The 5,612-nt window shown below is 34.8% G+C and carries 7 protein-coding genes and 1 pseudogene; 7 read left to right on the top strand and 1 reads right to left on the bottom strand.

The window, feature by feature from the left end; translation table 11 throughout:
* The 4 genes and pseudogenes from V7149_RS10230 to V7149_RS10215 form a co-directional block, all read left to right on the top strand.
* Positions 1 to 226: pseudogene (locus V7149_RS10230) on the top strand (threonine dehydratase); the annotation flags it as partial.
* A 168-nt stretch (positions 227 to 394) separates the two neighbouring features.
* A complete protein-coding gene (locus V7149_RS10225; RefSeq protein WP_066299667.1) occupies positions 395 to 589 on the top strand; it encodes a twin-arginine translocase TatA/TatE family subunit in 195 nt (64 codons plus the stop codon).
* A 77-nt stretch (positions 590 to 666) separates the two neighbouring features.
* A complete protein-coding gene (gene tatC / locus V7149_RS10220) occupies positions 667 to 1,425 on the top strand; it encodes a twin-arginine translocase subunit TatC (protein ID WP_335345529.1) in 759 nt (252 codons plus the stop codon).
* Positions 1,426 to 1,562: 137 nt separating this feature from the next.
* A complete protein-coding gene (locus V7149_RS10215) occupies positions 1,563 to 1,817 on the top strand; it encodes a DUF2535 family protein (RefSeq protein WP_335345530.1) in 255 nt (84 codons plus the stop codon).
* A gap of 81 nt (positions 1,818 to 1,898) precedes the next feature.
* Here V7149_RS10215 and V7149_RS10210 read toward each other — a convergent pair whose 3' ends face one another.
* Positions 1,899 to 2,408, bottom strand: a complete 510-nt coding sequence (locus V7149_RS10210; protein WP_335345528.1) for a PCYCGC motif-containing (lipo)protein — start codon at positions 2,406 to 2,408, stop codon at positions 1,899 to 1,901.
* A 353-nt stretch (positions 2,409 to 2,761) separates the two neighbouring features.
* Here V7149_RS10210 and V7149_RS10205 point away from each other — a divergent pair, with 353 nt between their 5' ends.
* The 3 genes from V7149_RS10205 to V7149_RS10195 all read left to right on the top strand — a co-directional run.
* The gene (locus tag V7149_RS10205; protein ID WP_335345527.1) at positions 2,762 to 4,255 is read left to right on the top strand and encodes an ATP-binding protein; all 1,494 of its coding nucleotides are present in this window, start codon (positions 2,762 to 2,764) and stop codon (positions 4,253 to 4,255) included.
* A gap of 97 nt (positions 4,256 to 4,352) precedes the next feature.
* Positions 4,353 to 5,357, top strand: a complete 1,005-nt coding sequence (locus V7149_RS10200) for a nucleoside hydrolase (protein WP_335345526.1) — start codon at positions 4,353 to 4,355, stop codon at positions 5,355 to 5,357.
* 16 nt (positions 5,358 to 5,373) lie between these two features.
* Positions 5,374 to 5,612: SCO family protein (locus V7149_RS10195; protein ID WP_335345525.1), on the top strand; the 239-nt coding region annotated here is incomplete at its 3' end.

Below are 5,612 nucleotides of genomic sequence, written 5' to 3'. Positions count from 1 at the left end.
TGCTGGTGCATTACGCGAGTTCCTTGATGAAGTGCTTGGACCTAATGATGATATCACAAGATTTGAATATACAAAAAAGAATAATAAGGATAATGGTCCGGCTTTAGTAGGAATTGAGCTGCAGAATAAAGAGGATTACCCTGGTTTAATCCAACGAATGAATAAAAAAGGATTTGCCTATACAGACATTAATAAAGACAGTAATCTTTTCCATTTACTTGTTTAAAATAGCATCCGATATTATAATGAAAATGGTACAGCTTATTATAGTGACAAGAAGGTAAAGCGTTTTGTGAACTAAATATGAACTTTCTTGATCTTTTACCACAAGCGTTGTTAAAAGCACTATAATTGAATTTAGGTTTATCAGTAAGTTATTTTGAGGAGGATGTTTATGCTTTCAAACATCGGAGTTCCTGGATTAATTCTAATTCTTGTTTTGGCATTAATTATATTTGGCCCAAAAAAATTACCTGAGATCGGCCGTGCTTTCGGTCAAACACTTAGGGAATTTAAGAAATCTACTCGTGATTTAACAAGTGACGTGATGGAAGAATTAGAGGATGACAAGAAAAAAACGCTTAAATAAGATGGCAAGATGAATGTCTTGCCTTTTTTTTCGTCTTTTTGCCGTTATTCCAAACATAGTATTTTCAGGAGAAGAAAATGGAAGATAAAGAACTGAACTTAGTTGAGCATTTGGATGAATTAAGGAAAAGGTTAATTATAACTATAGCAGCCTTTTTAGTTTTCTTTGTAGCAGGTTTCATGTATGTGGAAGAAATTTATCATTGGTTTGTCCGCGACCTTGATGTGAAACTTATTGTACTTGGTCCAAGTGATATTATCTGGGTTTACTTTATGATTGCATCTGTTGTTGCCATTGCAGCGACAATCCCGGTTTTAGCTTTGCAAATTTGGCTATTTGTTAAACCAGCTTTAAGTCAGGTAGAAAGAAGAATTTCACTCTCATATATTCCTGCATTATTTATTTTATTTATCGTTGGTCTTTGTTTCGGCTATTTTGTTATTTTCCCGACAGTGTTGGGCTTTCTTGTTGATTTAGGTGGGCAGATGCTGGAAACGAATTTCACTGCGGAAAAGTATTTCCGGTTTATTATGAATATGACCATGCCATTCGGAGTACTGTTTGAATTGCCAGTTGTAGTCATGTTCTTGACATCACTAGGAATACTTAACCCATATGCCCTTGCAAAAATTCGAAAATATGCATACTTTATTCTTATTGTTATTGCCATTGTTATTTCCCCGCCTGACTTTATGTCAGATTTCCTTGTTGCCATTCCGTTATTATTCTTATATGAAATTAGCATCAACTTATCAAAGATTGTCTATAAGCGCAAATTAAAGAAGGAACAGCAATGGGAAGAACAGAATGATTACGAACCTTTAGACGAAAATTAATGGGTCTGAAGTAATTTTACGGGCATTTGAAGAAAAATTATGCGAAAAAATATTTTCATATACACATATTTAGACACCTTTCGAGAGCAAAATTCATGTATAATATAGTCAAACGGGTAAAAAAGAGGATTGATATTTTGCTATTTAAAAGCCTGGAGTTCAAAAATGCTGTTGGACAGAAGGTTAAGATTATGGAAATTCCTGTATTAGAGAGAAATAGCCCATTTTACTTCATGATTCAAGTCCGTTTGCAAACTTTCATGACATCCCTCTATAAGGATTCAAAGAAAGGTATGAAGAATCACTCTTTTCGAGAGTATTTAAAAAGAGTTTTAAAATGGCCAGTGTATGAGGAGCTATTTAAGACTCCAGAATTAAAAAATAACGCTTGAACTATTTTTGAGTATCGGCTTAGCAGCTGGTACTCTTTTTATATTGAAAAAAAACCTAAGCGACTATCGCTTAGGTTGAGATTAGATTGGAAATGGGGTAGGGGTTGGTTCCGCATATCCTTCTTTGTACTTATCATCAATGTATTGGCGAATCTCTTTTATCGATTTTCCATCTTTGTATTGAATAATGCTTTCAGCAGCTGTTTCTAAACAAACGCCACAGCGTGTCCCATGGTCATCCCAGACAACTTCACCAGATTGTTTATTTTCATATACAAAACAATCATAATTATCCTTATGACCTCCTGATTCTCCGCATCCGCAATAACATGGAATCGCCTCTAATAAATCCTTGTGCTGGGCAGCTGCCCCGTATATGATTTGCATTTGCTCGGGCTTTTCATTCAGAAAATCCGGAAGCACTTCATTAGATTTTGTCAATTCGCGCAAGTCTCCATTTTCTGCATGGAAAGTATGAACACTCTCATCCTTAATTGAACCGGAAGATTCTTCTATTTTGGATGTGCAGGCCGATAATAGGGAAAGTATGCCTGCAATTGTTACGAAATATGCAATTAATTTAATCCTCATTAAATCACCTAAATTCTAATTATTTTACTGGAATCTAACCATTCTACTATATCATAATTTATTTTGAAATCTAAAAATGATCCCCATGGTTCATTGATTTGTCATATATAATAGGTAGTAGTACGCAAATATTGTAACAATTACTAGACTTTAAAGGAATTTTGCTCAACTTTGTCGAAAATATTAAATGTTTCAGAATATAAGGATTCGGTGACTGACTTATGAAGGATCATATTAATAATTTACCTTTGTCCAGAAAAGTTTTTCTATTCTCGTTTTTAATAAGTTTAATTCTAGTTTCAATTACAATTGGAATAAGTTTAATCCTGCAAACTAACCAGATGGAAAAACAGATGAAATATCGTGTTGCTGAAATGTCAACATTGTGGAGTACGACTTTCGATGCGAAGGATATAAAAAGGATAAATGATGATAGAAATGCAGATCATCCTATATTTCAAAGTATTACTGAAAAGCTGTCACTAGTAAATGAAAAGGCACCTTATACAAATGCCATTCTTCTATCACCGGAAGTTATGAATGAAGTTGAAATTTTTATTCTGGCCGCTTCCGAAAGTTATAAAAAGATTGGGTTGCTCCCATTTTCTTATCATGAGGCGGGTAAAGTGTACTTAGACGGTTTTAAGAAAGCTGTTACGTCTAAAAAAGTCATATCTACTGAAGTGTACGAGGATAAGTATGGACCTTGGATATCGGCTTTTGTTCCAATTCTTGGACAAGATTATGAGGTTGTCGGTGTAATCAGCTTTGATATAAATGCACAACTTATTACGGAATTCCGAAATGAAATTTCAGCCTATTTAATTGCAATTTTGTTCCTGATGACAATAAGCGGTTATTTAATATTAAAAAGAGGCTTGAAAAAAGTAATGTATCCGGTTAATGAAATAATCGTGGGCTTTAATGAAGTAAGCAATGGAAATTTCAATGTGAAATTAATGTCTCCAAACCAGGCTGATTTGGGTATTTTAGCCGAACGATTTAATAATATGACGAGTCAGCTATCCTTGCTTTTTGATCGTTTATCTGCCACCTCTGTGGAGTTTGGAACGACTCATAAAAATGCTGTTTCCATGCACAGCTTTGAAGAAGCTATTGATGAAATGGAACAAATCTTACATAAAACAAAAATTCTGCGAGAACTTCAAAGAGCAGAAAAAATGAATGCAATTGGGCAGCTTGCAGCCTCTGTTGCCCATGAAATAAGAAATCCTATGACGGTTGTCAAAGGATTTCTGCAAATCTTTTTGGCTAAAGATCAAATGAGCGATGAAGAGCGTATGTATATTCGATTAATGATAGAAGAAATGAGTCGTGCCGAAACGATTATCAATGACTATCTTTCTTTAGCAAAGCCAGATATTGAACAAACCGAAAAGGTGGATGCAGCCGAAACAGCTTCAAAGGTACTGGACCTGATGAATTCATATGCCATGATGTCAAAAAATATTATGGTCGTTCCTACTTTGAATGAAGGGGTTTTTATTCAAGGGAATATTAGCGAGCTAAAGCAAGTACTAATTAATATTTTAAAGAACGGAATCGAAGCTATGAAGGTAGGAGGTACATTAAGTATTTCGGTTTATAAGGATGAAAAGTATGGAGTTTTTGAAATAAGTGATACAGGAATTGGAATGAGTGCGGAAGAACTAGAACGGTTAGGGACGGCATTTTATTCATTAAAGGAGAAAGGAACAGGAATCGGATTAATGGTATGTTACCAAATCATCGAAAGAATGCAAGGGAAAATTGAAGTGCAAAGTCAAAATGGGAAGGGAACAACCTTCAAGATTTTTATTCCTTTAGTGGATGATCATGAAGAATAACGATAAGTAATCCTAGCAATTGATCCTGCCCTGAAAATTAGATGTTTCTTTCTAATTATTCAAGCTATGTGAATATGATAAATAGCAGGGGGGATTCATGATGGGGATGAAAAATGTCATTATATTTAGCGATTATGGGATTGATGATATTGTAGCAATGTTATTTGCTTATTTTTGCCAGGAAATTAATATTGTTGGGATAGTTGCAGATTATGGAAATGTGTCAAGAAAAGATGCGATTCGAAATGCGGCTTACTTGCAGGAAGTAACAGGTATTAAAAATATCCCTATTTTTGGAGGGGCTGAATTGCCGCTAACAGGTGAAATGCCTGAATATGTTCCAGAGGTGCACGGACTTGAAGGGCTAGGTCCCATAGTGCCTAATCTCGATGTAATTGAAAATTTATTTGAAAATTTTTATGAGGTAAAATTTCTGATTGACAAGTACAAACATAACATCACGATTGTCAATATTGGCAGAATATCCTCTTTGGCAACAGCTTTCATATTGTCCCCGCGAATAATGGAACAGGTAAATGATTATTACATTATGGGCGGGGCCTTTTATGTTCCTGGGAATGTGACGCCAATTGCTGAGGCTAATTTTTTTGGTGATCCATATGCTGCAAGAATTCTCATAAATAATTCACATAAGAAAATTCATCTTTTTCCTTTAGATGTAACAATGTCTGCTATTATTACACCAGCTATTATTGATTCGCTTCACCAATATTACCTTTCAACTAATAATAAAATAGGCCTTTTAGTAAAACCAATGGTCGATTATTATTATTCCTTCTACCAAAAATCTAACCCAGGCATTAGCGGAAGTCCTTTACATGATGTTTTATCTCTGTGGGCATTACTGGAAAGCTCAGAAATTAAATATGCAGAGGTACCTATTCAAGTAGTTGTTGAAAAAGGGATTGCATTTGGGCAAAGCATCGGAGATTTTCGGAAGAAGCCTGATTTACAATCAAAAGATTATAAAATTCATAAGGTTGCTGTTCAGTTTAACTNNNNCTGCATAATGTCACAGGTTTGCCATATTTTTTTCTTTCTTCTTTCTCTTCTGTCTGCTAGAATAGGTTCGAATATATAGAGGAGCGGATATAGAAATGAAAACTAGAGTCATGACAATCATCATATCGATCTTAACAATCTTTCTTCTGTCGGCTTGTGGCAATAGTGAAATAAAAGATGCCAAAAACTGGCCAGTTGCCGATTTTACTTTTACAGATCAAAATAATAAATCCCTTGGACTATCCGATTTAAATGGAAAGGTTTGGGTAGCTGATTTTATCTACACGAACTGTCCTGATGTTTGCTTACCAATGACTTTTAATATGGCTAAGCT

This window comes from Bacillus sp. JJ1503, assembly GCF_036965125.1.
In the GTDB taxonomy this organism is placed as follows: Bacteria; Bacillota; Bacilli; order Bacillales; family Cytobacillaceae; genus Cytobacillus.
The sequence above is the reverse complement of the archived record's forward strand: the minus strand, read 5'-3'. Positions and strand labels throughout refer to the sequence as shown.